The sequence below is a fragment of the Streptosporangium sp. NPDC051023 genome (genome assembly GCF_040689595.1).
Taxonomy (GTDB): Bacteria; Actinomycetota; Actinomycetes; order Streptosporangiales; family Streptosporangiaceae; genus Streptosporangium.
The window spans coordinates 1-23,788 of record NZ_JBFBCE010000073.1 but is presented as its reverse complement, the minus strand read 5'-3'; the positions used below and the strand labels follow the sequence as shown (position 1 = coordinate 23,788).

Genomic DNA, 23,788 nt, shown 5'->3' with positions numbered 1-23,788 from the left:
CCGGGGTCAGCGCATCGAGGGAAAGACCGCGACGTAGAGGTCGACGCCCTCGGGGTGGTGGACTTCCAGGTCGGTGGTGAAGGCGCGGGCCGGAGCGCCGCCCGACTCGGTGTGCTTCCACAGCTGCCGCCAGGCCTCGAGGAGCGCGTCCGGCATGGGACCGCGCGCCTCGACCTTCAGCGTCTGGACCCCGGGCACCCGTACCGCGACCATGCCCTCGGGCAGCGCGGCCGCGCTGCGCACGGCCACCCCGACGATCTGCGTGTAGGAGCCGTGATGGTCGCTCTCGTAGTCGGTCAGCACCGCGTAGAGGTTCTCATCGACCCTTCCCGGGACATGCGCGAAGGCCCCGGGAGACCCCGCCCGCGCCCACAGCGCGCCGAGCCTTCCCCGCCCCTGCTCCATCTCCTCCGCGTTGGAGGTCCGTACGGCATGGCCCACGACGAGCATCTCGGACCGATCGACAACGATCACAACGCCTCCCCCACGGCCATCCACTGAACTCCACGCAAACCGGATCCTAGTGCCCTCCCCGAGTGGTGACTCCTCTTCGGGATCTTCAAAACGGGAACGCTTACTTTTGACTATTCACCGGACAAGGTGGAAGAACGTGAAATTTCTCAATGAGATGGCACCAGACCATGATCTGACCTACAGCGACGTGTTCATGGTTCCGTCCCGCTCCTCCGTCGGTTCCCGACTAGCCGTCGACCTGTCCACCCGGGACGGCACGGGCACCACGATCCCCGTCGTGGTCGCCAACATGACAGCCGTCGCCGGGCGCCGCATGGCGGAAACCGTCGCACGGCGCGGCGGGATCACCGTGATCCCGCAGGACATCCCCATCGAGGTCGTCGCCAACGTGATCGACTGGGTCAAGAAACGCGACCTGGTTCACGACACGCCCCTCACGCTCACCCCCCACGACACCGTCGGCAAGGCCCTCAGCCTGCTGCCCAAGCGTGCGCACGGCGCGGTCATCATCGTCAACTGGGACAACCGCCCCGTCGGCGTGGTCACCGAGAGCGACTGCGGCGGGGTTGACATGTACACGCAGCTGTCCCAGGTGATGTCGGGCCACCTGCTCACCCTGCCCGCGGGCCTCGACCCGCGCGAGGCCTTCGACCGGCTCCACGACGGGCGCCACAGGCTCGCCCCGATCGTGGACGAGGACGGCCGCCTGGTCGGCATCCTGACCAGGACGGGGGCACTGCGGGCCACGCTGTACCGGCCCGCCCTCGACGCCTCGGGCAGGCTGCGCGTCGCCGCCGCCGTCGGCGTCAACGGCGACGTGGGGGCGAAGGCAAAGGAGCTTCTCGAGGCCGGGGTCGACTGCCTGGTCGTGGACACCGCCCACGGCCATCAGGAGAAGATGATCAGCGCCCTGCGGGCGGTCCGCTCGCTCGATCCCGGCGTGCCGGTCGCGGCGGGCAACGTCGTCACCGCGGAGGGGGTGCGCGACCTAGCGGAGGCCGGAGCGGACATCCTCAAGGTCGGCGTCGGGCCGGGGGCGATGTGCACCACCCGGATGATGACCGGCGTCGGCCGCCCGCAGTTCTCCGCCGTGCTGGAATGCTCCGCCGAGGCTCGCCGCCTGGGCCGTCACGTCTGGGCCGACGGCGGCGTCCGGCACCCAAGGGATGTCGCCCTGGCCCTGGCCGCGGGGGCGGCGAACGTGATGATCGGCTCCTGGTTCGCAGGCACCTACGAATCCCCGGGTGACGCCCGCACCGACGCCGACGGCCGCAGGTACAAGGAGAACTTCGGCATGGCCTCGGCCCGCGCCGTGAAACTGCGCACCGCGGAGGACTCTCCCTTCGAACGAGCCCGCAAGACCCTGTTCGAGGAGGGGATCTCCACCTCCAGGATGTATCTCGACCCGGTCAGGCCCAGTGTCGAGGACCAGATCGACGCCATCGTGGCGGGGTTGCGCTCTTCGTGCACCTACGCGGGTGCCTCGACCCTGGAGGAGTTCCACGAGCGCGCGGTGATCGGTGTTCAGAGCTCGTCGGGTTACACGGAGGGGATGCCGCTGCACCAGAGCTGGTAGCCGTCGGCCCTTTCTTTCCGGCCTGGCGTTCCTCTCCACTTCGAGGCGCCGGGCCGGTCGGCGTCACGTCCCGGCGGCGGCGCGACTCCACCCGAGGGCGGGTGGTCGGCGACGATCCTGGTGGCCTGCGCCAAGGCCGGGACCAGTGCTCACCGGGGGGAGCACGGGACGGGCGCGCACCTCACGTGTTCCACGCGGGGTATCGCCTACCCCGGCGCGAGAGGAGCCGTCACCTGTTGTAACGCGACTCCAGCACGTGCTCACGGCGGTCCTCGACCGGCAGCCGCCCACCTCGGTAGCGAGTGAGCCTGCACAGTGCCATCAGCCCGGCGAGGGCGAGCACTGCTTCGATCATCATGATAAATGCGATCATTTCGGGTTCCTTCGCGGCCCTAGCGCCCGACGATCCCTGCCCACCCACTCGTCTTGCGCTATTCGTAAGAACCTTAACAGTCCTATGGACGGTTTGTCGCCTAATGTCCGCTTTCATTGGAAAAGTTTTCACTTGGAAGCTTTCTGCAGACTACCAGGGTCAGAAGATGCCGCACCAGGGTGCACGCATGCTCTATTCGGCGCGGGGTAGTCGGCGGGCCTGATCCCCCGACCACGCACGGGAAGGCGCACGGACATGGCACAGACATCCCCCGCCCAGGGCGCACAGGTCGTCGTCGACCGCAGAGTGCTCGTCAGCTACGACAACTACCTCGCCGCCCAGCGAACCGTCGACGGGCTCTCGGACGCGGGGTTCCCCGTCGAGCACGTGGCGATCGTCGGCAGCGACCTCAAGCTGGAGGAGACCGTCACCGGCAGGATGACCAACGGCAGGGCCGCGCTCACCGGTGCGGGGAGCGGCGTGCTCTTCGGCGCCGTCGTTGGGCTGTTCCTCGGGTTGTTCACCTCGACCACGATGTCGTTCTTCGTCCTCGTACTCTGGGCGGCGCTCTGGGGCGCGGTGGTGGGAGCCGCGTTCGGCTTCATTAACCACTTCTTCACCGGCGGCAAGCGGGACTTCGCCTCGCGCAGCGCGATCGTCGCCGGCCGCTACGACGTGCTGGTCGCGGCCTCCCACCTCGACCACGCCCGCGTCGTCGCCGAGGGCGCCCCGCGGCCCGCCGACACCGTGGTCGTCGAGCCCCCGCCGTCCGCGGGAACCTACGACCCCGCCGCCACCAGGCCGACCGTACCGGGCCTCCCAGAGGAGTCGTCCTCGAAGATCCGTCCTTGAAAGTCCCGAGACGCGCGGACCACCGCCAGGCTGCCCGCCACCGGGAGGCGAAGGAGCACACCGCGGCGCCGCAGGAGGGGCACCGAGGCGCCACCAGCCGCCGAGCCGGTGGCGCGGCGGCCTACGAGGAGGATCTGACGACGAGTTCCGTCGCCATGATCAGCGGATCGGCGGAGCCGTCCTGGAGCAGGTCGAGCAGCAGCCGGACCATGGCGGCGGCCTGCTCGGCGTGCGGGCTGTGGACGGTCGTCAGCGGCGGGTCGGTGTAGCGGGCGGCCTCGATGTCGTCGTAGCCGACCACCGCGACGTCATCGGGGACGCGGCGCCCCGCCTGGCGGAGCGCGTGCATCGCGCCGATCGCCATCAGGTCGTTGGCGGCGAACACCGCGTCCAGGAACGGGTCGTCCGCCAGCAGCTGGCGCATGGCGACCGCGCCGGACTCACGGGTGAAGTCACCGACCGCGATGATCGAGCGCCGGTCGGAGTCGCGCAGCACGTCGCGGTATCCGGTGAGCCGGTCCTGGCCACCGATCATGTCCAGCGGCCCGGCGATGGTCGCGATCCGCCGCCTCCCCCGCTCAAGCAGGTGTCCCACCGCCTGCTTCGCGCCGCCCACGTTGTCGTTGTCCACGTACGGCAGGGCGACCGGCACCGCGGGCCTGCCGTACGAGACGACCGGGACGCGTAGCCGGGTGAGCGCGACGGGCAGCGGGTCGGCCCCGTGACTCGACACGAGCATGACCCCGTCTACGTGGCCGCCCGCGATGTACTTCTCCACTTTGGAGTGGCTTTCCGGCGACCCGGCCAGCAGCAGCACGACCTGCTTGCCCGCGGTCTCCAGCTCCAGGCTCGCCGCGCGGATGACCGTGGAGAACATGGGGTCGTCCGAGAACGCCCGGTTCTGAGGCTCGGAGACGACCAGCGCGACGGAGTTGGTCCGCTGGGTGACGAGGTTCCTGGCTGCGCCGTTCGGGACGTAGCCCAGCTCGTCCACCGCCCGCATCACCACGTCACGGATGTCGGGGGTGACGGTTGGCTGGCCGTTCACCACCCGCGAGACAGTCGAGCGGGACACCCCGGCACGAGTGGCGACCGCCTCCAGGGTGGGTCTTCTCATCTGGCTCTCCCGCACTTCGATGACCATCGACACCACAGCGCGCCGCCCCGGGTGGCGAGGCCGACGCGCACGGTTACGGACCCCCGCCTGCTTCCCTCGGCCCACTCGGCACTACCCGGAATTATGCGGCAGCGGTCCGGCCGGAGGCTCGGCACGACCGCGCCCGCGCCGATCGCGGCGCGCACGGCACACCGTTGGCCGTCCGGGCACCCACGCCCGTCCCGGGCCACGCCCGCACGGCACGCGGGAACCACCTTCTCCCCCCACCTCTCATGTGTCGGCCGGACCCCGTAGAGTCGTCCGGCCGACCGGAAAACGGCCGGCGCGCATCCAATCAAGGAGAGACCAACGTGGCACTGGAGAAGCCTGAGATCGACTTCCCGGAGGGCGAGGCGCCCACGGAGCTGCAGATCGTCGACATCGTCGAAGGAGACGGCCCTGAGGCCAAGCCAGGCCACCAGGTCAGCGTGCACTACGTCGGCGTGGCCTTCTCCACCGGCGAGGAGTTCGACGCCTCCTGGAACCGCGGCGAAGCCTTCCAGTTCCCGCTGGGCGGTGGCCGGGTCATCGCCGGGTGGGACCAGGGCGTCGCGGGCATGAAGGTCGGCGGCCGTCGCCGTCTCACCATCCCGCCGCACCTCGGCTACGGCAACCGTGGCGCCGGCGCTCGCATCAAGCCGGGCGAGACGCTCATCTTCGTCGTGGACCTGCTCGGCGTCAGCTGACGTCCCGCGAGCCGGATGGGTGGGCCATCCCTCCTCAGAAGGATGGCCCACCTGCCCCCAGGAGTTGGATCGCTCCGAAAAGGAGAAGTTCACCCTCCCGAAATGTCACCGGCAACTCATAGGCTGATCCTGTGCTGTTGATCGACCTCGCCCGCACCTCGGCGGCCGTGGCCGCCGACTCCGCCAGACTGGCGAAAATCCGTCACCTCGCGGAGCTGCTCGGCCGGGTCGGGCCCGACGAGGCGGAGATCGCCATCGCCTATCTCTCCGGTGAGCTGCCGCAGCGCAACATCGGCGTTGGCTGGGCCGGCCTGCAGGACCCGCCCGACCCGCGCCTGGCGGCGACCGCGACCCTGCGCCAGGTGAACGGCCTCCTCGACCGCATCAAGGCCCAGGTGGGCCCCGGCTCCCAGGCCGCGCGCAAGGCCTTGATCACCGAGCTGTTCGGCGCGGCGACCCGCCAGGAGCAGACCTTCCTGTCGCGGCTGCTCCGCAGCGAGCTGCGGCAGGGCGCGCTCGACGGTGTGATGATCGAGGCGATCGCGAAGGCGGCCGAGGTCCCGACCGCCGAGGTCCGGCGGGCACTGACGCTTCGCGGCTGGCTGCCCGCCGTCGGCGCCGCCGCCCTGAACGGCGGGGTCGAGGCGCTGCGCGCCTTCCACCTGGAGGTCGGCCGCCCGGTCTCCCCGATGCTCGCGCAGAGCGCGACCTCCGTCGCCGCCGCGCTCGGCAAGATCGGCGGGCCGGCCGCCGTCGAGTGGAAGCTGGACGGCGTCCGGATCCAGGCCCACCGCTCCGGCGCAACGGTGAGCGTCTTCACCCGGACGCTCGACGACATCACCTCCCAGGTTCCCGAGGTGGTGGAGGCGGTGCGCGCCCTGTCGTCTCAGGACCTGGTCCTGGACGGCGAGGTCATCGCGTTGCGTCCGGACGGGCGCCCCGAGCCCTTCCAGGTCACCTCGGGCCGTGTCTCGAGCCGTACCGACGTCGCCGGGGCGCGCGAGAAGACCCCGCTGAGCGTGTTCTTCTTCGACGCGCTGCGGGTGGACGGCGCCGACCTCCTCGAGTTGCCCGGCAAGGTCCGCCACGTGGCCCTGGCCAAGGTCGTGCCCCCCGAGCTGGTGACCCCCCGGCTGGTCACCGCGGACAGAGCGAGTGCCGAGGAGTTCTTCAAGAACGTGATCAGGGACGGCCACGAGGGTGTGGTCATCAAGTCCCTGCAGACGCCGTACGCCGCGGGAAGGCGCGGCGCGGGCTGGATCAAGGTGAAGCCCCGGCACACACTCGACCTGGTCGTCCTCGCCGCCGAGTGGGGCCATGGCCGCCGCGAGGGCCGGCTCTCCAACCTGCATCTGGGCGCCCGCGATCCGCTGACGGGCGGGTTCGTCATGCTCGGCAAGACCTTCAAGGGCCTGACGGACGAGTTGCTCGCTTGGCAGACCGAGCGCCTCCTGGAGCTCGCCGACGGCCCTGCGGACGGCTGGATGGTCACGGTCCGCCCCGAGCTCGTCGTCGAGGTCGCCTTCGACGGAGTCCAGCAGTCCAGCCGTTACTCCGGGGGCATGGCCCTGCGCTTCGCCCGCGTGCTGCGCTACCGCTCGGACAAGAGCGCCGACCAAACCGACACCGTGGAAACCGTGCGAACCCTCATGCTCTGATCCTGGTGCGCCCTGGCCGTGATGCGGAAAAGGAACCTCCAGCACTCGCCCGGTCGCACGCGCCCATGGACTCTTTCGCAGAAGATCAAATGTGAGACCGGAGAGTCTTATGTGGCCTTATGAGGCTGCCGTTATGCCAGAGTCTGGTGAAACGCCGTAGTTTTTCGAGACTTTCGGCGTCAAAGGTTTCCGGGCACCCCCGCACCCCCGGGAGCTGCGACTACTTCGCGATCACGTGTCCTTCCACGGGACCCTCAGGGCCTCGGAGATCGCAATTCTCCACGGAACCCGCCATCGCCAACGCCATCCACCTACGCAACCAGAGATGGCGATCAATGCCTGATTCATTATCGTTTCGACTTAAAAGTGACATAAATCACTTTATGTGTCATTAACATGGCTTTACTTGCTCTTTGTCGCATATGGTCGGCCCACGTTACGCGGGAAGCACCCCGGTGCCCCGCCGATGGGACCGGCCGGTGCGCACCCCCGCCTCTCCGCTCCGTACGGCCCTCCCATGTCCTGCCCCCGACCTTGGACCGTGGTTTCCCTTGGGCCTGCACTCCCCCACCCCTGATCCTTCCTCCCCGAAGAACCCGCTGCCGGGTAAGCGGCGCATGGCTGCGCTGGCCGCCGGTGTCGCCGTGGTCGCTGTGGTCTCCGCCACCGCATGGGCGCTCTCCACGGGCGACGACGCCCAGCTGACGACCGCCGTCGCCCTCACCGGCGCTCAGCAGGCACCCGGCCACTCCTCGACGGCCGTTCCCGGTGGCGCCGTACCCCCCTCCGGCACGACGCCCTCCTCACCCTCCGCGCCCCCCAGCGCGGCGGCGACCCCGGAAAAGACCATTTCGCCCGCCTCCCCCCAGGCCTCGACCGGCCCGCATGCCGCCGGCGACGAGACAACCAGGACCTCCTCCCCCGAGGCCTCGGCCACGCCGTCCGCCGCCCCCACGGCGAGCCCTTCGGCCACGACGGCCCCCCTCGACGCCGCGACCTCCAAGACGAAGAGCGCACCGAAGACGGAAAAGACCGCCAAGGCCAAGACCGCCACGTCGAAGGTCCGCGTGATCTCAAGCGGAACCTGCGGCGCGTCCTACTACGCCGAAGGGCAGATGACGGCCAGCGGCGAGCGCTTCAACCCCAACGCGCTGACTGCCGCGCACAAGACTTTGCCGCTGGGCAGCAGGGTCCGGGTGACCAATCCCGCCAACGGCGAGTCAGTCACGGTCAGGATCAACGACCGGGGCCCTTACGTGGGCGGACGCTGCCTCGACCTGTCGAGGGCTGCGTTCTCCGCGATCGGCAACACTGACGCCGGGGTCATGCGAGTCGAATACGAAGTGCTCGGCAAATGATCGTGACTACTTCACCGGGCGCAGCGTGAACGGGTAGCGGAAATCCCCTTCGCCCAGCGCGGCCACGCCACCGACCACGGAGAGCGTCATCGCCCCGAGCCAGAGCACGGGCATGAGCACGACGCCCACGAACGTGATGGCCAGCACGACGGTGGCACCGAGCAGGGTGAGCTGGAAGTTGAGCGCCTCGACCGCGTGCCTGCGGATGTAGGGCGAGGTCTTGCCCGCGGCGAGCAACATGATCAATGGGCCGATCGCGAGCAGGCCGGTCAGCGGTAACAGATGCGCCGCTGCCGCCCCCAGCCTGCTTCCTCCCGTGTCCGCCCGTGCTCCGTGATGGACGGGCGCCGCCGCTCCGGCCGTGAACGGGTACGGCGCGGGCGCGGGAGGGCGCGTGCCGTACAGCTCGTGCATGATGGGCATGAGGTCGGCGTGGACGCGGGCCGTCATCGCCCGCTCCAGCCTGTCATCAAAGTCGACCTTGTCGAGCCGCCCTTCCGCGTAGGCGACCTTGACGTGCTCAACCACCTGTTCCCGATCCTGGTTACTCACCCGGAGCCCAGCGTGCTCGAAGCCAGGGGCCGGGGGTGGCACGGTGCCGTGCCACGGATTCACCGCGGGTGTCGCTGTGCTCGCCATAGACCGCCATACCTTTCGTCTCCGCCTTTGCCTTCAATGTTCGGCGACAACTTTTGAGTGGTCTATCCGGATGAACCCTTGGATGTCCCCTAGAGTCCACCCTGGCCTTACTCCATGAAACGACCAGGGGATGTATACAAGGAGACATGAGATGGCGTGATCGCTATGGATTAAGGCGTCTGCGCGGACCGAAGATCGCCAAGTTCGACCGAGAGGCCACGGACTCCGACGTCGAGGCGCTCATCGCCTTCGCGAAGTCGCGCCGCGGCGTGGAGTTCTACGTCGAGCCCGAGACCTTCGCGACCGACACCACCGCAATGGCGATTGCGGACGATGGTGAATGGACACGGCGCCGGGTGGGCTCTCCCGCGGTTATCCGCAAGGTCGCCCGCGACCTGGCCCTTCCGGTCTACGACGTGCAACTGACCGGCTACCCGGCCCGGATGCGGGCCTACAACGAGCGCCGCAAGCGCGCCGAGGGCTGAGCGGTCATCTCGCGGAGCCTTCCGGCTCCCCGAGTGAGGCGATCATCGGCAGCAGCCAGGTCATCCGGGGACCGCCCATCTCCTTGTCCAGTTCTTCTGGACTGGGCATCCTCTCCTTGAGCACACGCGGCGGGAGCAAATGGCGCAACGCGTGCATGAGCAGATTGGCCATCGAGTAACCCGGGTCGATCTCGCATGCGCGAGCGAGGGCGATGCCGGCCAAGGCGGAGTCGCCCTGACACCACGCGACCACTCCGAGCAGGGAGGCGGCCGGAGGCACGAGTCTCGCTTCCAGCCTGCGGGTGAGGTCCTGCCACAGCGCGAGGTGAGCGTCGTGGGCGTCGTCGGTGGCCAGCGCCCACGCCTCGTCACGGATCCGGATCACCGCGAGGGCGAACCCCAGCCTGGCCGCCTCGTCGTCGTCGAGCCGCCCGCCGGAGGCATAGATGGCGATCGCCGAGCGCACCCGCGCCGTCCCATCGGCGACGAACTCCGCCGCGAGTCCTCCGGGGTCGTCGCTTCCGGCGAGCCTGCGCTTCAGCTCCTCCGCGACACGTGCGGTCGCCTGGCGCATCGCGAGGCGCGCGGATCCGCCGACGGGGTCGAGTGACCGCTCCAGGGTCTGCCTGTCGGGCAGCGCGACCAGTCCGTGCACGGTCGCGCGAGCGGCCACGGCGCCCGCCTCCCTGTCGTATGGAGTGCCGTCGACGGGACAACAGTCGATCCTGGAGCACATGTAGGACCAGTAGCGGCCGTCCTCGACCCGAAGCGCGTCGACGGGCGTGATCCCCACCTGGCGGAACAACGCGACGATCAGGTCCATGGCCGGGGTCACCAGCGAGCCCGAGCCGTATCCCACGACGATGACCTGGGTGATCCCCTCCTCAGCGAGCAGCGGGACGATCTGGCCCGCCCCCGGGTCGGCCAGCGGCAGGTCCCAGCGGACGGTGAGGTGCAGGCGGCATCTGGGCGCTCTCCCCTTCAGACCGATGACGACCAGGCTGTCGGCAGGGTGGAATCCCACGAGATAGGGCACCGCGCCGAGGATGTCCTGCGTGGAGGTGAGCAGGAGGCTGGGCGGCGGGCGGAGCGGGACGGGCGGAGCGGGGATGTCGGTTGTCATGGCGAAGAGCATCGCCGGGATCCCACCCCCAGGCCGGCACCGAACGGCGTTCTGTGGATGGTTTCCGGTTGTCCACAGCTGCCCGTGGTGACATCTGGGCAAGTGGTGTACATGTCCACCCGTAGGCGACATCCAGGCAACGGCGCACGCGTCCACCCGTAGGTGACATCCGGGCAACGGCGCACGCGTCCCCCGTGGTCACATCCGGCCAGGCCATGCATGTGTTCGCCGGTATCGGCTGATCACCGGCACCCGCCTGTCCTCCCGCACCGGTCGCCGGCATCCGCCGCGGGCGTGTCATCCACCCCCGCCGCGGACACGACCTCACGCTCTCCCGTGGACGCCCTGATCCCCGTCCCGCAAGCCGGGAAGTGGCTCCGGCGCGGTCAGCCGCGTTCGGACCATGATGGCCGCCCCCGCCACGGCCGCGGGCATCGTCACGACAGCGGCAAGCGGGATGAGAAAGATCAGGAAGAGAAGCACGCCGAAACCGAGCGCGTGGGCCTTGTCGCCACGCAGCACGGCGAAACGGGCCTTACGCGTCATGCCCCTGCGTTCCATGGCCAGCGCGGTGAGCTCCACGGTCAGGAAGAAGCCCGAGACCAGGGCCCCCAGCACCGGCACGACCGTCTGCCCGACCACGGGAACGAAGCCGAGGAAGAACAGCGGAACGGTGAACAGCAGCACGTATCCAAGGGTGATCAGGCTGTCCCTGATGGACCTGGGAATGGACTTCCACAGCGGAAGCTCGTGCCCGCTCGGCAGGTCACCGTAGGTCAGCTCGACCTGCTCAGAGAGCTTCTCGTAGAAGGGCTCGCCGAGGATCAGCGTCACCGCGGTGAAGGTCACCACGAACAGGACCACACCGGCGCCGAAGACGGCCAGCCCGACCAGGGTCCGCAGGGTTGTCCGCGTCGCCTGCCCCCAGCCCTCGGCGAACGGCGTCGCCCACCCGGCGATGTCGACGGCCCTGGTGCCGAGCCAGTAGAGCCCAACCGCGTAGAGCACGAACACGATCAGGGCGGGAATGAGCCCGAACAGCCACCACCGAGGATTTCGCGCGACCCAGCGCAGTCCCTGGAAGAAGAACCCGACGCCCTCCACAAAGGAGCGGAAATGACCCATGCCGGAAGATTAGCGGGATCGGCTGATCACCGCGCGGCGATGCCGGGGGGCGCCTCCGCGGGCGCCGTACGGGATCTCCGGCCGAAGGCGTGCTGGAGCCCGTACGCAGGACGGCGGAGGCGGCGGGCGAGACGGGGTGCCCCGGCCGTCCGAGACGGGATGAGCGGTCCAAGAGAGGATCAGCCCCGGCCGGGAGGATCGATCACGGACGGAGGGTTACTGGATCCCAACGCGTGCCGTCGCCGCAGACGGCGGCTCCGAACTTGGAGAACAGCGGGTTGCCCGGCGACATCACGCGTAAGTCATCAGTGGTCGGAGACGAGGAGCCCGGCTCAGGCCCGTCGCCAGAGGGCGGGCACGGAGACGCCGAGCGTGCCGAAGAGACGGCGCAGAAGACGCAGGGAGATGCCCAGGACGTTGCCGTGGTCACCGTCGATGCCCTCGACGAACCAGCCTCCGAGGCCGTCCAGGGTGAAGGCGCCGGCGACCTTGAGGGGTTCGCCGGTCGCGACGTACGCGGCGATCTCCTCGTCACTGGGAGTCCCGAAGCGCACGACCGTGCCCTCGACCTCGGCCACCTCCCTGCCGTCTGCCGCGTCAATCACGCAGTGACCGGTGAGCAACCGCCCCTGACGTCCGCGCATGAGCTCCCAGCGGGCGACGGCCTCCTCGGGCGAGGACGGCTTGCCATAGGCCCGGCCGTCCAGCTCCAGCATGGAGTCGCAGCCGACGACGAGGCCCTCGGTGAGGTCACGCGCGACCACCGACGCCTTCGCGCGGGCCAGCGCGAGACAGAGTTCCGCGGGAGTGTCCGCGGTCACGGCCTCCTCGTCGACTCCACTGACGATCACCTTGGGGTCGAGCCCGGCGCTGCGGAGCAGGGTGAGACGGGCGGGCGAGGCGGAGGCGAGAACGATCTGGGTCACGCCGATCGAGCCTAGCGCGAATCCAGCCTTGTCCCACCGTACGGCGAAGCATCCCCCTCACCATGGCCGTCCGCCGTCCCCGGGCACAGTGTGGGCGCACGGTCGGCGCCGGGCACTCGACACGCGGCGAAGCGTTCCCCGCACGGCGGAGCCGCGGGGCACAACCGCCGGACCGGGCAGCGCCTCCCGGGAAACGGCGGAAAGCACGCCTGCCGAGCGGGCTGTGCGGTTCTGAGCGGGGAGGGAGGGGTCCGCGATTCCTCGCGGGAGCCTCACGGCGGTGAGAAGGACGCCGACGAACCTCCCCCGGGCTTCGTCAGGCCATGCGAACAGCGCGGCTCCCGCCAGGAGGGCGGCTACTTCACCCTGATAGAGGAGATGGCGGTGTTGATATCGCGCCAGCGCTTGCGCTGGGCGTCGGGGATGGTCACGAAGACCATGGCGGGCTTGGCCTCGGAGACCTCGGTCACGGCGACGGCGGCCATGGAGAAGCGAGCCTTGCCCTTGACCTTGTACTTCACCCGATAGCCGAGCAGCCAGCCGTTCTTGATCGGCTGAGAGGCGACCCAGGAGATCTTGGCGCCCCTCGGGTGGTGGTTGAGCGTCCAGCGAGCGGCCAGCAGCGCGGTGTCCCTGGGGCTCTTCTGCACCTGGGTGGGCACCGGACAGCTCACGAGCATCGCCCGGACGGGCGTGCCCTTCACCTTCGGCAGGACCTGCTTGGTGGAGAACGGCGAGGCCCCGAAAATCTTCCACGGCTTGCCGAAGCGGACGAGCGAGACGCCCGCCTTGGGGTCCTTCAGGAGGCGCTTGGTCTTGTAGGCCTTGCCGGGCAGCCGGACGAGCTTCCTGTTGCGCGGCAGCTCGGGGACGCGAGAGTCGGCCAGGGCGGCCACGACCGCGCTCCGGTCGTGTGCGACCTCCTGGGACCCGGTCGGCGAGGGCGAGGCGGACACCGAGGGCGACGCCGAAACGGACGCCGAAGGAGACACCGACGGAGCAGCGGAGGACGCCGCGGAGGCCAGGACCGCCGGGGAGGCCGAGGCGGACACCGAGGCCACCGGGGACGCGGGGGTGGAACTGAGACCGGGCGAGGGCGTCGCGGCAGGTGGCGCGGCGACCTGCCCCGACGACGCCCCGCCCGGTTGTCCGGAGGAACCAGAGGAGATGAAGACGACCACGGCGGCGACGGCGACCACGACAACCGCGACGCCCACCGCCAGCATCCGGTAGATGACGCGCATCGACAGGTCGCCGATACGGGATCGCTTCGGGGGCCTCGGCGGGCCGGGGACAGCGGCCTTGGGCGCCCCGGGCGTGTCCGCCTCCGCGGTCGCATACGCCGATACGGCACCCGTTTCCCGGGTCCCCTGAGTCCCACCCAACCCATCGAGCACGATCGGGAGCGTACGACAAATCCGGTTTTCTCGTGCGCGATCCCCATCACACTTAGGGAACGAGTGCCTTCCCGTCCCCGCACCCGGCATGTCCGGCCCGGTGTCCACCTGCCATGATTCGACCGTGCTTGCAGAACGCCGGGTAGAGCTCCGCTTCCACGTCACCTCCCGTGACGCGAGGACCCACACGAACCTGTCCGCCGTCCGCTCGGATGGCGCGAGCCTCTGGCTTGCGGGTGACGAGACCGCGACCGTCGAGCACCTGACGCTGCGCGAGGGCCGCTACGACGACCAGCGCACCTACGCCCTGGCCGACTTCGTCGACCTACCCGCCGGCCCAGAGGACGAGGCCGACATCGAAGGGCTGGCCAGGGCCGACGGGTGGCTCTGGGCGATCGGCTCACACAGTCTCAAGCGGAAGCGGGCCAAGAGGGGCCACCCGGTCGACAAGACCCGCCGCAGGCTTGGAAGCGTCGTGCGCGAGGAGAACCGCTACATCCTCGTACGGCTGCCGCTCGCCGGATCGGTCCCGGTCCGCACGGACGGCGGCCGGACGGCCGCGATCCTGTCGGGCCGGGGCAGGAACCTGGCGGATCTGATGGCCGACGACCCCCATCTGGCCCCCTTCCTGAAGATCCCCAGCAAGGACAACGGCCTGGACGTCGAGGGCATCGCGCTCCTCGGCGACCGCATGTTCGTCGGGCTGCGTGGCCCGGTGCTGCGCGGCTGGGCCGTACTGCTGGAGATCCGCCCCGAGACCGATCCCCGCCGTCCCGATCGGCTGCTGCTCGCCCCGATCGACGGCGAGCCGTATCGGACGCACTTCCTGAACCTCGGCGGCCTCGGCATCCGTGACCTGTGCCCGCACCGGGGTCACCTGATGATTTTGGCGGGACCGACCATGGACCTCGACGGCCCGGTGCGGCTGCTGCGCTGGAGTCCGGGGCACACTCCGTCCGTCGAGCACGATCCCGAGCTCGTGATGGATCTGCCCCACGGCGACGGCGACGACCACGCAGAGGGGATCACCATGCTCGACGACGAGCGTCTCCTGGTGGTCTACGACAGCCCGTCAGCGGCGCGCCTGACCCCCGAGGGCGGCGTGCTCGCCGACATCGTCAGACTGATCTGAGCGGCCCGGGGGCCGCCAGGCGGAACCTCCCAGGGTCAGGCTGATCTGAGCGGCCCGGAGCCCGCCGGGCGGAAACCTCCCTGGCGCAGCCACGGGGCGTCCGCGACGACCGTGCACGAGCCGGGCGCGATCTCGGTGAACCCTGCGTCCCTGACCGTCGGCAGGCCGGAGGCGGCCAGTGCGGCCCATCTGGCGGGGTCGGCGGTCCGTACGGCGGCGGCGAGCCCCCGCTCGCGCCACAGCCGTCTGGCGGGCTCTTCGCTGCCCCACCAGGCGAGCTGGGCCGCGTGCCCTGCTTGGGCCATGGCCTTGCCCGCCGACATCTCAAGGTCCGGGTTGACCCAGAGCACCACGCCTTCCTCCGGTTCCGGCCCCGGCTCTGCGGAGTCGGTCAGGTCGGTGCCCGAGACCTGGAGCCTGGACAGGTCTCTGGGCCACTCGTCGAGCGGGACCGGCGGGTGGACGCGGACCTCCGCGGTGCCCGAGGTGACGGTGAGGCCCGGCAGGTCGAGCACCCTGCGCCACTCGGCCCCGCGCGCCCGCCGTACGACCTTCCTGATCCCGACGCTCTCCCAGGACCTGACCGGCTCGGCCCACTCGCCGTCGTCTGCCGCACGGGGGTCGTCGAGCAGCGTGAGCACGGCGAGCGCGGCCGCCTCCAGGGCGTCGGTGCGCTGCGGCGGAGCCGCCCGCTCGATCCGCACCACCAGCGGGAGCACCTTCTGACCGGTCACACGACCTCCTTCACCCGGAGGCGTCTGCCCTGCGGTGTGCCCGCTTGCCCGCCTCGCTCGCTCACCCTCCAAGGATGCCTTCTCCGCGAAGGCCTCCGGCCCGCGCGGGCCGGAGGCTCGGTGCCGAAAGGAACCGGGCCCGCGACGACCGTCAGGCCGGGACGCGACGGCCCGCCGCGTCCTTCGCGGTCCCGACGGCGACCGACATGAGGGCGGCGAGCAGGCAGAGGGCGCCCGCCGCGTACCAGGCGAGGTCGTAGGCACCGGAGAGGTCCCGGGTCAGTCCCGCGCCAACCGCGGCGACGGCCGCGCCGATCTGGTGGGAGGCGAAGACCCAGCCGAAAACCACCGGGGCGTCCTGGCCGTAGACCTGACGGCACAGGGCCACCGTCGGCGGCACGGTCGCGACCCAGTCGAGGCCGTAGAAGATGATGAAGACGAGCATGCTGGGCTCGGCCGTCGCAGAGAACAGGATCGGCAGGACCATCAGCGACAGCCCGCGCAGCGCGTAGTAGACGCCGAGCAGGGTCCGCGGGTCGATCCTGTCGCTCAGCCAGCCGGAGGCGATCGTCCCGACGACGTCGAAGATCCCGATGACCGCGAGCAGTCCCGCCGCGATCGGCTCGGACATGCCGTGGTCGTGGGCGGCGGGGATGAAGTGGGTGCCGACCAGGCCGTTCGTGCTCATCCCGCAGATCGCGAACCCGCCGACGAGCAGCCAGAAGGGCCTGGTGCGCGCCGCCCTCCACAGTACGGCGAGGGCGTGCGCGGCGGCCCCGCCCGTCCTGGGGCGCGGCACGGGCGGGGGCGCCTCCCGGTCGGCGCCCAGCGCGGTCGTGCCGACCTCCGCCGGGTGGTCGCGCAGCAGGAACCACACCAGGGGGACGACGACCAGGGCGGCCGCGGTGACCGTCGCGGCGGCGATCCGCCATCCCTGGGCCGCGGCCAGGGTGGCGAGCACGGGCAGGAAGATGAGCTGGCCGGTGGCGCCGCCCGCGGTGAGGATCCCGGTGACGAGGCCCCGGTGGCGGACGAACCAGCGGTCGGTGAGGGTCGCGGCGAAGACCAGGGCCATCGACCCGGTGCCCAGCCCGACCAGGACTCCCCAGCACAGGACGAGCTGCCAGGGGGCGTTCATCAGGATCGTGAGGCCGCTGCCCGCCGCGACGAGCAGCAGCGCGCACGACACGATCCTGCGCATGCCGAAGCGGTCCATGAGGGCGGCAGCGAAGGGCGCGGTCAGACCGTAGAGCATGAGGTTGACCGAGACGGCCAGCGAGATCGTGCCCCGTGACCAGCCGAACTCCTCCTGCAGCGGAGTGATCAGCACACCGGGCGTCGCCCGGAACCCGGCCGCGCCGAGGATCGCCACGAACGCGACTCCCGCTACGATCCAGGCGCGATGCAGCCCACGCTCACGCGTCTGAAGAGTGGTTGTCATGTGGCTCATCATGGATGGTGGTCCACCGCCCTCACGAGTGGCCCGAGTGCCAATATCCGTAAGGATCAGGCCATGTCGACGGTCGCACCGAAGGTGTGTCCGGGCCGATCCGTCTCAGACACACAACACCCAGCTTGTCCTACTTGTCGGAAATGAGAGATGCTCAGCTTTGCTCGACTGAGGCCGGCAGGGGAACATACGCCGGACTAGTAAGGAGTTCTACCGTGTTCCATACGCCGAGGCCTGGCAGGCTCCTGTCAGTGCTGGTGGGAGGCATGCTCGTGCTGAGCGCCTGCGGGGTCGGCGACACCGCGAGCAGGCCCACGACCTCGGGGTCGGTCTCCGCGGGGGCCAAGAGCATCGCCTATGCCTACGAGCAGGAGTTCCACTCCTACAACAACAACACGGCCGCCGAGAACGCCACGCGTAACGCGGGCCCGCTGCAGCGGGTCCTGACGGGCTTCTGGTTCTACGGCGAGAAGGGCGCGATCACGCCCGACAAGGACTTCGGCACCTATGCGAAGACCTCGGACAACCCGCTGACCGTCGAGTACACAATCAGCGACAAGGCCGTCTGGTCCGACGGGATCCCGATCGACTGCGACGACGTGCTGCTGTGGTGGGGCTTCAAGTCCGGAAAGATCAAGGGCTTCTCCACCTCCGGCACCACCGGTGTCGAGGACACCGCGCTGCCCAAGTGCGACAAGGGCGGCAAGACGTTCTCCCTCGTCTACGACAAGCCCTTCGCGGACTGGATAGCGGGCGGCCCCGGCGCGACCGAGCTGCTGCCCGCCCACGTGGTCGAGAAGCAGGGAGGCCTCTCCGAGGAGGAGTTCATCGCGGCGATCAAGGCACTCGACGCGAAGCGGCTCGAGAGGGCTGCCAAGTTCTTCAACGACGGCTGGGTCTCCGAGATCTCACTGCCGCCCGCCGAGCTGATCCCGTCCTCAGGCCCCTACAAGCTCTCCAAGATGGACGCGGGGCAGTCCCTGACCTTCGTCGCCAACGACAGGTGGTGGGGCACCCCCGCGGCGACCCCGACCGTCATCGAGCGCTTCATCACCCTCGACGAACAGGCTCAGGCGCTGCACAACCGCGAGGTCCAGATCATTGAGCCGCAGCCGGGTCCCGGCGTGCTCAAGGAGCTGGAGAAGCTGGAGAACGTCAAAGTCAACATCGCCGACCAGTACACCTACGAGCACCTGGACTTCAACGTCGACTCCAGTCCCTTCAGGGACAAGAGGCTGCGCCAGGCCTTCGCCAAGTGTGTGCCCAGGCAGCTCATCGTCGACAGCCTGATCAAACCGGTCGCTCCGGACGCCAAGCCCCTGGAGATCCGTAACGTGGCGCCGTTCCAGGCGAACGCCGCAGCGGTCATCGCCGCCTCCGGCGGCGCCGGTGTCTACGCCGAGCAGGACATCGAGGGCGCGAGGGCCCTGGTGGCGAAGGCCGGAAAGACCGGCGTGCAGATCAAGATCGGCTACCAGACCCCGAACCCGCGCCGCACCGTCGAGGTACAGCTCATCATCGACGCCTGCAACAAGGCCGGTTTCAAGGTCATCGACAAGGGCTCTGAGGACTTCTTCGGCACGGTGATGCCCGCCAACGGCTACGACGTGGCACTGTTCGCCTGGTCAGCGTCGTCCCTGGTCAGCGGCTGGGCCTCCACCTACACCACGCCCAAGAAATGCGACGGCGAGAACAAGGGCAACAACAACGGCTGCTACTCCAGCAGGAAGGTCGACCGGCTCATCAGGAAGTTGAACGCGACCGTTGACCTGGCCGCACAGAACCCGATCATCGGGGAGATCGAGAAGACTCTGTGGGCCGACGTGGCCACCATCCCCCTCTTCCAGCACTCGACCCTCACCGCGTGGGACGAGGCGATCCACAACGTCGTCCCGAACCCCGCCCAGTCGACCATCACCTGGAACATGGACAAGTGGAGCCTGGTGTGACCCCAAGGCGCTGGGGAGCAGCCGGGAGACCGAGGAGCAGGCTCTCCTGACGTTCCCGGACGACGCCGCTACGCGGGCCGTTCCCTCGGGAGGAACGCCCCGGCCCGTGCAGCGGCCAGTGCCGCCTCCGCCGCCCGGCCCGCCGCCTCCTCCTCCAGGGGCTCACCGGTGACGAACAGCCGGTAGTACAGCGGGGCGCACGCCGTCCGCACCACGTCGACCGCGTCGGTGCCCTCGGGCACCTCCCCGCGCCGCACGGCCCTGGAAACCACCTCGGCGGCCAGCCCGTGCTGGGTCTCGAAGAACCCGGTGAGCGCCTGCGCCGCCTGCGAGGAGCGGAGCGCGGCAACGATGAGGTTCCGGGGGATGGCGCCCTGCTCCGGGTCGGTGAAGCCCTCGTAGATCAGCCGGGTGATCGCGTGCAGGTCACCACCGAGCGAACCGGTATCCGGCACCTGCCACGGCTGCTCGACCGACCGGGAGAGCACATCGGCGATGAGCCCGTCGATCCCGCCCCATCTGCGGTACAGCGTCGCCTTATGCACGCCCGAGCGGGCCACGATCGCCTCGACGGTGAGCTGGTCGTATCCCCCGTCGGCCAGCTCGGCCAGGGTCGCGTCGAGCACGGCCGCCCTGACCCGGGCACTGCGCCCGCCCGGCCGCCTGATGGACTCCTCCGACAAAGTCGACTCCAGTTGCGTTAGTTGTTGCCGGTCTGGCATGCTCATCATAAAGCGACCTGGGTCGCATTATGAGCGAGAGGTGCCCATGACCGCCATCCCCAGCCCGGACACGCTTCACCCGTTGCCCGACCACCCTCGCGTGGTCCTGCTCAGACCCCTGGTCAAGGACCCCAGGATCGAGGTCGGCGACTACACCTACTACGACGACCCCGAGCACGCGACGGAGTTCGAGCGACGCAACGTCCTGTACGGCTACGGCCAGGAAAAACTGATCATCGGCAGGTACTGCGCGATCGCCACCGGAACGCGTTTCCTCATGGCCGGGGCGAACCACCCGGCGATGGGAGTCTCAACCTTCCCTTTCACGATCTTCGGCGGCGACTGGGCCGAGCGGACCCTCGACATCATGATGTCCATGCCGACCAAGGGTGACACCGTCGTCGGCAACGACGTCTGGTTCGGCTACGGCACGACGGTCATGCCCGGCGTCCACATCGGGGACGGGGCCGTCATCGCGACCGGCGCCGTGGTCACCTCAGACGTCCCGCCGTACACCGTCGTCGGCGGGAACCCGGGACGGGTGGTGAAGCGGCGCTTCGACGACGCGGACGTCGAGCGGATGCTGCGGGCCGCCTGGTGGGACTGGCCGGTCGAACTCGTCACCGAACACGTCCGAACGATCATGACGGGAACTCCCGCCGAGATCGAGGCCATAGCTGACAGCAGATGACAGGTATGGCCGCCAGGATGGGAGACGTACCTCGAAGACCCAAGGAGACTCCCATGCCCCGCGCAGGCGGCACCTTCACCATCGACAGCTGGGACCAGCAGCCGTATGACGAGGCTGAGGGTGCGACGCTCTCCCGCGTCCATCTGACCAAGACCTTCGGCGGCGACCTGCTGGGCACCAGCACCACCGACATCATCACCGCGCTCGGCCAGGTCGAGGACTCCGCGGCCTACGCGGGCTTCGAACGCTTCACCGGGACGGTGCACGGCCGCAAGGGCACCTTCGTGCTGCACCACACCGCGACCTCGCACGCCGGGGAGTCATCCCTGAGCTGGACGATCCTCCCCGACTCCGGAACCGGTGAGCTGTCGGGCATCCGCGGCGGGGGCCAGATCGTCAACGACGACGGCGCCCACTCCTATCACCTCGACTACGAGCTCGGCTGAGCCGTTCCCGCCACCCCTCCCCCGGTGTCGCGCCATCCCGCCCTTCGCGCGGCCGCGCGCGGAACACCTGTGATCGTTTCCCGGGGGTGAGGGGTCGAGGTCGTCAGAGTGCTCGCCGTGAGGCTTCCTGATCTCTTCGCCGATCGGCGGCAGCGAGGGTGCATGCTTCGCTTCGTGCTCTATGCCGGCGCCTTGACGGCCGAGCCTGCCGCGGCCCGCTCCCGCGTGACGCGGCGGCGCCAGGTCGGCAGCCCGAGTGTCGGGTTGGCGACGCTCCAGGCGGCGCCCTTGCAGACCAGTTCCTTGTAAACGGCGGCGAGCCGTCCGGTCAGGACCGCCCGCACGGCGCGGTCGTCGGCGGTGACGTACTGGATCAAGCCCTCCTCGCGGCCTAGTGAGATGCACTGGTTGAAGTAGCGGATCGACATGTTCGGACGTTTTCCGCCGGTCAGGCGCGCCGCGATCGCGGCGGCGGCCTGCCACGCGGTCGGAGTTCCCGAGGCGCACGACATCCGCAGCGGCTTGTCCCCGGGGCCCATCACCATGGCCGCATCGCCGACGGCGTACACGTCCGGGTGCGAGACCGAGCGCATGGTCCCGTCGACCACGATCTGGCCGGTGCCGGTGACCTCAAGAGCGGTCGCCTTCGCGATCGGGTGAACCGCGAATCCGGTGGTCCACACGGTGACCGCGGCCGGGATGGTCTTGCCGTCGGCGGTGGCGACGCGCTCGGCTTCGACGCCGGTGACGGCGGTGTGCTCGTGCACGGTGATCCCGAGCCTGCCGAAGACCTTCCGCAGGTGCTCGCGGCCCTTGGGCGAGAGCCAGTCCCCGAAGTCGCCGCGGGCGGCGAGGGCGACGTCGAGGTCCGGGCGCGCCTCGGCGATCTCAGTCGCGGCCTCCAGGCCGGTGAGACCTCCGCCGACGACGACCACCCTCTGCCCGGCGTCGAGGCGGGCCAGGCGCTCGCGCAGCCGGAGTGCTCCGGGACGGCCGGCGATCTCATAGGCGTGCTCGGCGGTCCCGGGGACGCCTTGGGCATTCCAGCCGCTGCCGAGGGCGTAGACGAGCGTGTCGTAGGCGAGTTCTTCGGCACCGTTCACGCCGACGACGGCGACGGTCTTGCCGTCGACGTCGACGCCGGTGACCTTCGCGAGCCTCAGTTCGACCCCGGTGCCCGCGAACATCTCGCTGAACGGCCGAGGTTTGAGGTCCTGTCCGGCCGCCAGCTGGTGCATGCGGACGCGTTCCACGAAGTCGGGCTCGGCGTTGACGAGGGTGATGGCGACGTCCTCGCGGCGGAGCCGCTTGGCGAGGCGACCGGCGGCGACGGCTCCGGCGTATCCGGCTCCGAGGACGATGACGCGGTGCTGCATTTCCTTGCTCCTGTCTTTCGCGGGTTCGCCCCTTGAACCGGGCGGCCCGCCGTTTCCTGACAGGAACGCGATGTGAAGCACCTCACATCGCGATCAGAAGGCGTTGAACAAGGGCTCCCCATGGTCGGTGGCCGCCCAGTGCGCGGTCGCGCGTTCGAGCTTGTCGGGGTTGACCTGGTTGCGGAACGCGGCGATGCCCTTGGCGGTGACCTCCAGGCACATGACGCCGACGATCCGGCCGTCCACGACGGCCACGACGGCGGGGTCGCCGTTGGCGGTCCAGGCGTAGACCCCGGGCGAGCCGCCGGCCATGGCGCGCTTGGCCTTGCCGGGTTTGAACAGGCCCCGCAGGAACTTCGCGACCGCGACGGCGCCCTCGAAAGCCTTGGCACGGGCGGGGATCTTCCCGCCGCCGTCTCCGATCGAGACGGCGTCCTCGGTGAGCAGGCGCACGAGCGGCCCGGTCTGGCCGCTGGTGGCGGCCGCCAGAAACTCCTCGACGATCCGCCGGGCGGCGGCCTCGCCGATCTCGGTTCGGGTCTTGCCTTCCGCGACGTGCTTCTTGGCGCGGTGGAAGATCTGCTGGCTGGCGGCCTCGGTGATGTCGAGGATCTCGGCGATCTGCCGGTGCGGGTAGTCGAAGGCCTCCCGCAGCACGTACACCGCCCGCTCGTTGGGAGACAGGCGCTCCATGAGGGTGAGGACCGCGTACGAGACCGATTCGCGCTGCTCGGCGGTTTCGGCCGGGCCGAGCATCGGGTCCCCGGCGAGCAGCGGCTCGGGAAGCCATTGGCCCACATAGGTCTCGCGGCGCGCCCGCGCGGAGGTGAGCTGGTTGAGGCACAGGTTGGTGAGGACCTTCGTCAGCCAGGCCTCGAGGACCTCGATGCGGTCGACGTCGGCGGCCTGCCAGCGCAGGAACGTCTCCTGTACGGCGTCCTCCGCCTCCCCGGCGGAGCCGAGAAGGCGGTAGGCGATGGCTTCCAGGCGCGGCCTGGAGGCCTCGAACCGGTCGACGTCGTGCGCGGTCAAGGGCATGGCCCGATCCTAGGTCGGGCAGCGCGAATCGGCCGCCGCCGCGATGGGGCCTTCGCTGTTCGACGCGCCGTTCGACGCGCTGTCCGACATCTCGAACGGGATCCCATCAACGTGTCCGGCATAGGTCGACGCGTACCGCGACCGTGAGAAGTTGACGAGGCCGCTCCGGCTATGGGAAGCTGAAGGCGGCACTGAGGTTGACACTTATAATATGTCTGGCCATCTGTTTGTCATTTGCGTTATGCTGCTTTCTCGCGCTGCCTGTCGAAGCCCCGGTTTTCCCCGGGGCGTTTGGCGTGCGCGCAGTTTGATTCCATCCGTGCTCTCCGGAAGGACATCTGTTGGCAGCCTCGCGCAACGCCTCCGCCGTACCCGCTGGTCCCCGTCGTGTGTCTTTCGCACGAATTCAGGAGCCGCTCGAA

23 protein-coding genes are annotated in these 23,788 nt (G+C 69.5%); 10 read left to right on the top strand and 13 right to left on the bottom strand.

Features of this window, described 5'->3' with window-relative positions; translation table 11 throughout:
• Positions 1-6: 6 nt before the first annotated feature.
• Positions 7-474 carry an effector binding domain-containing protein gene (locus AB0395_RS35525; RefSeq protein WP_366288552.1) on the bottom strand — a complete coding sequence of 156 codons (468 nt, stop codon included), beginning with the start codon at positions 472-474 and terminating at the stop codon, positions 7-9.
• A gap of 136 nt (positions 475-610) precedes the next feature.
• Here AB0395_RS35525 and AB0395_RS35520 point away from each other — a divergent pair, with 136 nt between their 5' ends.
• The gene (locus AB0395_RS35520) at positions 611-2,050 is read left to right on the top strand and encodes a GuaB1 family IMP dehydrogenase-related protein (RefSeq protein ID WP_366288550.1); all 1,440 of its coding nucleotides are present in this window, start codon (positions 611-613) and stop codon (positions 2,048-2,050) included.
• 229 nt (positions 2,051-2,279) lie between these two features.
• Here AB0395_RS35520 and AB0395_RS35515 read toward each other — a convergent pair whose 3' ends face one another.
• On the bottom strand, positions 2,280-2,423 hold the full coding sequence (locus AB0395_RS35515) for a hypothetical protein (RefSeq protein WP_366288546.1): 144 nt from the start codon (positions 2,421-2,423) through the stop codon (positions 2,280-2,282).
• 255 nt (positions 2,424-2,678) lie between these two features.
• On the opposite strand from AB0395_RS35515, the gene AB0395_RS35510 reads away from it, so the two are divergent.
• The gene (locus AB0395_RS35510) at positions 2,679-3,275 is read left to right on the top strand and encodes a general stress protein (RefSeq protein ID WP_366288544.1); all 597 of its coding nucleotides are present in this window, start codon (positions 2,679-2,681) and stop codon (positions 3,273-3,275) included.
• Between the two features lie 121 nt (positions 3,276-3,396).
• Here the strand turns inward: AB0395_RS35510 and AB0395_RS35505 are convergent, their stop codons facing one another.
• Positions 3,397-4,392: a LacI family DNA-binding transcriptional regulator gene (locus tag AB0395_RS35505; protein ID WP_366288542.1), complete on the bottom strand. Its 996-nt coding sequence runs from the start codon at positions 4,390-4,392 to the stop codon at positions 3,397-3,399.
• 350 nt (positions 4,393-4,742) lie between these two features.
• On the opposite strand from AB0395_RS35505, the gene AB0395_RS35500 reads away from it, so the two are divergent.
• The 3 genes from AB0395_RS35500 (at position 4,743) to AB0395_RS35490 (ending at position 8,133) form a co-directional block, all read left to right on the top strand.
• A complete protein-coding gene (locus AB0395_RS35500; RefSeq protein WP_366288540.1) occupies positions 4,743-5,117 on the top strand; it encodes an FKBP-type peptidyl-prolyl cis-trans isomerase in 375 nt (124 codons plus the stop codon).
• 131 nt (positions 5,118-5,248) lie between these two features.
• A complete protein-coding gene (locus AB0395_RS35495) occupies positions 5,249-6,775 on the top strand; it encodes an ATP-dependent DNA ligase (RefSeq protein ID WP_366288538.1) in 1,527 nt (508 codons plus the stop codon).
• Between the two features lie 617 nt (positions 6,776-7,392).
• A complete protein-coding gene (locus tag AB0395_RS35490) occupies positions 7,393-8,133 on the top strand; it encodes a septal ring lytic transglycosylase RlpA family protein (protein WP_366288536.1) in 741 nt (246 codons plus the stop codon).
• A gap of 6 nt (positions 8,134-8,139) precedes the next feature.
• Here AB0395_RS35490 and AB0395_RS35485 read toward each other — a convergent pair whose 3' ends face one another.
• Positions 8,140-8,685: a DUF1707 and DUF4870 domain-containing protein gene (locus AB0395_RS35485; RefSeq protein WP_366288534.1), complete on the bottom strand. Its 546-nt coding sequence runs from the start codon at positions 8,683-8,685 to the stop codon at positions 8,140-8,142.
• A 233-nt stretch (positions 8,686-8,918) separates the two neighbouring features.
• Here AB0395_RS35485 and AB0395_RS35480 point away from each other — a divergent pair, with 233 nt between their 5' ends.
• Positions 8,919-9,257, top strand: coding sequence for a hypothetical protein (locus tag AB0395_RS35480; RefSeq protein ID WP_366288532.1), 339 nt, complete (start codon positions 8,919-8,921; stop codon positions 9,255-9,257).
• A gap of 4 nt (positions 9,258-9,261) precedes the next feature.
• Here the strand turns inward: AB0395_RS35480 and AB0395_RS35475 are convergent, their stop codons facing one another.
• The 4 genes from AB0395_RS35475 to AB0395_RS35460 form a co-directional block, all read right to left on the bottom strand.
• Positions 9,262-10,380: a DUF4192 domain-containing protein gene (locus AB0395_RS35475; RefSeq protein WP_366288530.1), complete on the bottom strand. Its 1,119-nt coding sequence runs from the start codon at positions 10,378-10,380 to the stop codon at positions 9,262-9,264.
• A 324-nt stretch (positions 10,381-10,704) separates the two neighbouring features.
• The gene (locus AB0395_RS35470; RefSeq protein WP_366288528.1) at positions 10,705-11,505 is read right to left on the bottom strand and encodes an EI24 domain-containing protein; all 801 of its coding nucleotides are present in this window, start codon (positions 11,503-11,505) and stop codon (positions 10,705-10,707) included.
• A 332-nt stretch (positions 11,506-11,837) separates the two neighbouring features.
• Positions 11,838-12,431, bottom strand: a complete 594-nt coding sequence (locus AB0395_RS35465) for a nucleoside triphosphate pyrophosphatase (protein WP_366288526.1) — start codon at positions 12,429-12,431, stop codon at positions 11,838-11,840.
• Positions 12,432-12,787: 356 nt separating this feature from the next.
• On the bottom strand, positions 12,788-13,828 hold the full coding sequence (locus tag AB0395_RS35460) for a hypothetical protein (RefSeq protein ID WP_366288524.1): 1,041 nt from the start codon (positions 13,826-13,828) through the stop codon (positions 12,788-12,790).
• Between the two features lie 124 nt (positions 13,829-13,952).
• Here AB0395_RS35460 and AB0395_RS35455 point away from each other — a divergent pair, with 124 nt between their 5' ends.
• Positions 13,953-14,960, top strand: a complete 1,008-nt coding sequence (locus AB0395_RS35455; protein WP_366288522.1) for a DUF3616 domain-containing protein — start codon at positions 13,953-13,955, stop codon at positions 14,958-14,960.
• A gap of 35 nt (positions 14,961-14,995) precedes the next feature.
• On the opposite strand, the gene AB0395_RS35450 is transcribed toward AB0395_RS35455, so the two are convergent.
• Both AB0395_RS35450 and AB0395_RS35445 read right to left on the bottom strand, forming a co-directional pair.
• Positions 14,996-15,694 carry an aminoacyl-tRNA hydrolase gene (locus tag AB0395_RS35450; RefSeq protein ID WP_366288520.1) on the bottom strand — a complete coding sequence of 233 codons (699 nt, stop codon included), beginning with the start codon at positions 15,692-15,694 and terminating at the stop codon, positions 14,996-14,998.
• 151 nt (positions 15,695-15,845) lie between these two features.
• The gene (locus tag AB0395_RS35445) at positions 15,846-17,135 is read right to left on the bottom strand and encodes an MFS transporter (protein ID WP_366288518.1); all 1,290 of its coding nucleotides are present in this window, start codon (positions 17,133-17,135) and stop codon (positions 15,846-15,848) included.
• A gap of 224 nt (positions 17,136-17,359) precedes the next feature.
• Between AB0395_RS35445 and AB0395_RS35440 the strand changes: the two genes are divergently transcribed.
• Positions 17,360-19,093: an ABC transporter family substrate-binding protein gene (locus tag AB0395_RS35440; RefSeq protein WP_366288516.1), complete on the top strand. Its 1,734-nt coding sequence runs from the start codon at positions 17,360-17,362 to the stop codon at positions 19,091-19,093.
• Positions 19,094-19,161: 68 nt separating this feature from the next.
• On the opposite strand, the gene AB0395_RS35435 is transcribed toward AB0395_RS35440, so the two are convergent.
• Complete coding sequence (locus tag AB0395_RS35435; RefSeq protein ID WP_366288514.1) at positions 19,162-19,776, bottom strand: TetR/AcrR family transcriptional regulator; 615 nt, start codon at positions 19,774-19,776, stop codon at positions 19,162-19,164.
• A gap of 85 nt (positions 19,777-19,861) precedes the next feature.
• Between AB0395_RS35435 and AB0395_RS35430 the strand changes: the two genes are divergently transcribed.
• Positions 19,862-20,506 (top strand): CatB-related O-acetyltransferase, encoded by a 645-nt coding sequence (locus tag AB0395_RS35430; RefSeq protein WP_366288512.1) that lies wholly within the window; start codon positions 19,862-19,864, stop codon positions 20,504-20,506.
• A 53-nt stretch (positions 20,507-20,559) separates the two neighbouring features.
• Positions 20,560-20,952 carry a DUF3224 domain-containing protein gene (locus tag AB0395_RS35425; protein WP_366288510.1) on the top strand — a complete coding sequence of 131 codons (393 nt, stop codon included), beginning with the start codon at positions 20,560-20,562 and terminating at the stop codon, positions 20,950-20,952.
• A 179-nt stretch (positions 20,953-21,131) separates the two neighbouring features.
• Here the strand turns inward: AB0395_RS35425 and AB0395_RS35420 are convergent, their stop codons facing one another.
• A complete protein-coding gene (locus AB0395_RS35420; RefSeq protein ID WP_366288508.1) occupies positions 21,132-22,328 on the bottom strand; it encodes an FAD-dependent oxidoreductase in 1,197 nt (398 codons plus the stop codon).
• Positions 22,329-22,421: 93 nt separating this feature from the next.
• On the bottom strand, positions 22,422-23,366 hold the full coding sequence (gene sigJ / locus AB0395_RS35415) for an RNA polymerase sigma factor SigJ (protein ID WP_366288506.1): 945 nt from the start codon (positions 23,364-23,366) through the stop codon (positions 22,422-22,424).
• Between the last annotated feature and the right edge of the window lie 422 nt (positions 23,367-23,788).